The organism is Pseudomonas amygdali, from assembly GCF_002699855.1.
In the GTDB taxonomy this organism is placed as follows: domain Bacteria; phylum Pseudomonadota; class Gammaproteobacteria; order Pseudomonadales; family Pseudomonadaceae; genus Aquipseudomonas; species Aquipseudomonas amygdali.
This window is the reverse complement of the sequence record NZ_LKBW01000139.1, coordinates 1-3,914: the sequence shown is the minus strand read 5'-3', so window position 1 is coordinate 3,914 and position 3,914 is coordinate 1. Positions and strand designations below refer to the sequence as shown.

General features: G+C 57.8%; 3 protein-coding genes and 1 pseudogene. 2 read left to right on the top strand and 2 right to left on the bottom strand.

The features are described 5' to 3' along the window. Positions 1-274: 274 nt before the first annotated feature. Positions 275-814 carry a DsbA family protein gene (locus AO277_RS11785; RefSeq protein ID WP_044320102.1) on the top strand — a complete coding sequence of 180 codons (540 nt, stop codon included), beginning with the start codon at positions 275-277 and terminating at the stop codon, positions 812-814. Between the two features lie 9 nt (positions 815-823). On the opposite strand, the gene AO277_RS11780 is transcribed toward AO277_RS11785, so the two are convergent. Both AO277_RS11780 and AO277_RS11775 read right to left on the bottom strand, forming a co-directional pair. Beyond that, positions 824-1,795, bottom strand: a complete 972-nt coding sequence (locus tag AO277_RS11780) for an alpha/beta hydrolase (protein WP_031599251.1) — start codon at positions 1,793-1,795, stop codon at positions 824-826. A gap of 74 nt (positions 1,796-1,869) precedes the next feature. Continuing rightward, positions 1,870-2,796 carry a Gfo/Idh/MocA family protein gene (locus AO277_RS11775; protein ID WP_005732214.1) on the bottom strand — a complete coding sequence of 309 codons (927 nt, stop codon included), beginning with the start codon at positions 2,794-2,796 and terminating at the stop codon, positions 1,870-1,872. Between the two features lie 182 nt (positions 2,797-2,978). Between AO277_RS11775 and AO277_RS11770 the strand changes: the two are divergent. Then, positions 2,979-3,546, top strand: a pseudogene (locus AO277_RS11770) (RNA 2'-phosphotransferase). The last annotated feature ends 368 nt before the right edge of the window (positions 3,547-3,914 follow it).

The following is a 3,914-nucleotide window of genomic DNA, read 5'->3' as shown; positions in this document are numbered from 1 at the left end:
CAGGATGCAGGCCGCCAAGGCAGCGTAAGTGGATAATTGTCCAACCTTCGGGGGGCATACCAGAGCGTGAGGAACGAGAGGTGTCCGGGAGATTACTTCTCGCTACCATGCCCGGCGCAAGGCAAATCAGCCGGGCGCGCCTTGTTTATCTCGCGCCAATGCTCTGCGTGAGGAACGAGAGGTGTTCGCGAGAACGCTTCTGGTGACCATGCTCGGCGCAATGCAATCAGCCCGGCGCGTTTTCTGCACAACCATCGACGGGAGCAACACGACCATGTATTCAGACGTACTTTCCTGGGGCCACGGGCCTCGTCTGTTCGAAGTCTTCCTTGAGCCAACCTGCCCTTTTTCAGTGAAGGCATTCTTCAAGCTCGATGAACTGCTGGCTCAGGCCGGAGAAGACAAAATCACTGTCAAAATCCGCCTGCAATCCCAGCCCTGGCACATGTTTTCGGGCGTTATCGTGCGCTGCATACTCGCGGCTGCAACGCTGGAAGGCGGCAAGGAAAGCGCCAAGGCCGTCATGACAGCGGTTGCCTCGCACCGTGAAGAGTTCGAGTTTGAACATCACGCAAGCGGCCCGAACATGGACGCGACGCCCAATGACATCATCGCGCGTATCGAGCGTTACAGCGGCCTTGCGCTGGCTGACGCATTCGCCAATCCCGAGCTTGAGCACGCCGTGAAATGGCACGCTAAATACGCCCGCCAGAACGGCATACACGTGTCGCCGACCTTCATGATCGACGGTCTTGTGCAGCCGGGCTTGAGCAGTGGCGACCCAGTATCGAAGTGGGTCACGGAGATAGGCTGAGAGGCGAGCTCAACCCAGCGCGTCGATCCGCTCATTGATCCATTCACGGCTGCGCACCAGAGCCTTGCGCGCCAAGGTAGTCGGGAAGTGGATGAAGCCGTGCGGCGACTCGGGCATGAGGTGCATTTCGACCTCTGCCGAGTCGGCCCAGCGCTCGGCCATTTGCAGTGTGTCATCCAGAAGCGGGTCGATCTCTCCAACGAACATCAGTGCGGGCGGAAGGCCGGTCAAATCGCCATACAGCGGTGACAGTGGCGGCTCGCGGCGTTTATCGTCGCTTCGGTCGGGGGTAAGCAAACGCATTGCACCGACCATGCCCGGCCCGTCCAGCACCAGCGTCTCCGGCCCTGCGGTACGCACGCTCTTGGTGCCCGTCAGGTCGTAGACGCCGTAGTACAGGACCGTACCCACTATCCGCTCGAGCAGATCAGGTCGGCTTTTCAATTTCAGAAGCGTGGCTGCGGCAAGATGCCCGCCAGCGGATTCTCCGACCACGATAACCGGCAGGCCGGCAAACTCCTCGCAGTCTTTGCCCAACAGCCAGCAGGCGGCAGAAAAGCAATCTTCCATCAGGCCTTCAATGGGGGTTGTTACAGCAAGTCGGTAATCAACCGAAACAATGGCTACGTCGCAGGCGTTGACCATGCCGACGTTGAGATCATCGTTCATCTGGGCGTTGCCAATCACCCATCCGCCACCGTGAATATCGAACACTACCCCTCTGGGTTTGCCTTTGGGCCTGATGATACGCACGGGGACCGGTACGTTATCCGTGCTGACCGTTCTTTTTTCAATCTGCAGCCCATGCCCTCCCGGTTTGAAAGCGCTGCCAATCTGAGCCGCACGCAATAACGCCTGAATCAACCGGGGTGTAACACGATTGCGAATCTGGAAACGCGGCATTCGCGCGAGGGTTTTATTAAACCGTCGCACTTCTGACAACTCCTGCTCACTGCAAGGCCAAGGCTGTTTTTTGTCCAATTTCTGCTCTCTTGTCAGGCTGACGTGTGCGGGGGCCGACAAAGCGCTTGCCCCCACCTGTACCTGAGAGGCTCTTAGTCGTAGAACGGTTCAACGGATGCCCGACTGCCCACGAAAAAACTGTCCGCGACCAGCCGCAACGGTTGCAGGTCCAGGTCACTGGCCTTGTTGCCGATCAACTGTTGGAAGTGTTGATACACCGCCGCGTACTCGCCTTCCTCCGAAACCGTCTGGCGCACGCCATCGATACTCAACAGTGCGCCGCCGTTATCCAGGCGCAAGGTGCCTTCGGCGCAACGAATCTCGATGCTCCAGAGTTCGTCATGACCGTGATCGAAGTCGAACTCGGCATGAATATCGAGGTGGCGCGTGTCGGACATCTTGATAGAAGCGGCAATTGGCGACTGGCAGTTGCTCGGCACGCGCAGTTCGGCAGATTCGACGAACAATGGAAGTGGCAGCAGGTGAGTCACTATCGACAGGGCGTTGATACCCGGATCGAACACACCCAGGCCACCGGGCTGCCAGATCCACGCCTGCCCAGGGTGCCATTTGCGCACATCTTCCTTCCAGTCGATCTGGACACTTTGCAGAGTACGGGTGGACAACCACTCACGCGCCGCTTCGATACCCTGCGCGTAACGCGAATGCCAGGCGAACAGACCACTGACGCCCTGCTCCGACACGTGCTCCACCAACGCCATCGCCTCACCCAGCGTCGCACATGGCGGTTTCTCGACCAGCACGTGTTTGCCTGCCGCCAACGCCTCTTGCACCAGAGCAAAGCGGCCTTGCGGGGGCGTACAGAACGCAATAGCGTCAACCTGCACTCCACTCTCGAGCAACTCGCCCAGCGACTTGAAGTTCTCCACCCCGGCACACGGCTGCCCTTGCGTAGCGACAGCCACCAGCTCAAATGCGGGGTTGGCGTGGATGGCAGGGACGTGTTGATCCTGCGCAATCTTGCCGTAGCCCACCAGACCGAGACGAATCGGTTGCATACATGACTCCTGAGTTTTTGTAATTATCGTGGGCACAGTAAACCAGATGTTAATAGTGGGCGGTAAGGGGACACTGGCAAAGCGGGAGTGTTTTCGGTCAAAGACCGTCTGATGAGAGCATGGAAGCCGTTTAACGTTTGTCTTTAGACTTGGCGCACACCCAAATGAAAAAGTGCACGTCCTTGAACAAAAAGCAACGTGACGAAATCAGCAAATTGCTCAGCTACCTGCTGCGCCACGCCCCCGAATCAATGGGCCTGACCCTGGACCGCGACGGCTGGAGTGATGTCGATGATCTGATCCGGAAAGCAAACGCGCATGGCCATGCTTTCGACCGCCAGGCATTGAATGAAGTGGTTGAGACCAACGAGAAAAAACGCTTCACGCTATCCGAAGATGACCAGCGCATTCGTGCAGCACAGGGCCACAGCACCGTTCAGGTTCAAGTGCAGCACGCCGAAAAGGAACCGCCAGCTACGCTTTATCATGGCACCGCAAGTCGCTTCATGACCTCCATCGAGACACAGGGGCTGATCGCAGGCAGTCGGCATCATGCTCATCTGACTGAGGATCCAGATGACCGCAATGAGCGTCGGCAAACGATACGGGCAACCGGTGCTTCTTGCCGTTGACGCGAAGGGTATGTTTGAAGCCGGGGTACGGTTTTTTCAGGCAGATAACGGGATTTGGTTGGTGAAAGCGGTGAGTCGAGATTCACTCACAGTCCTGCGTTTGCCCATACCTGAATAGCCGCGCAGTACAGGTGATTGTGAGCAGGCAAGAACCAGAGCCGAGCGTCGGAAACGATACCCGCCGTTACCAAACTGCGAAAACGAGGAGGCCCCGCAAGCGGGGCNCAGGGGAGTGGAGTTTCCAGGGCAGCGACGTAAATTTACCACACTACGAGACAACGTCAACTCCCAAGATAGGATTTGAAAGCGCCTGACCTACCTATCGCGATCAGAACGAGCACCTTAGGCTGCTTGCCCAACTCCAGCACACGCCAAGACAGGGCTCACTTCGCTTTCTCGCTCGCGCCTCGATAATTTGTCTTAATGAACCGCCCCGGGTTTCTCGGAGACCCTTTTGTTTGAGTCATGCCACCTGGGCAGACTCGG

Bases quoted from the DNA above. Each gene is read 5' to 3' on its own strand.
- AO277_RS11775 (WP_005732214.1), bottom strand. From the start codon at position 2,796: ATGCAACCGATTCGTCTCGGTCTGGTGGGCTACGGCAAGATTGCGCAG.
- AO277_RS11785 (WP_044320102.1), top strand. From the start codon at position 275: ATGTATTCAGACGTACTTTCCTGGGGCCACGGGCCTCGTCTGTTCGAA.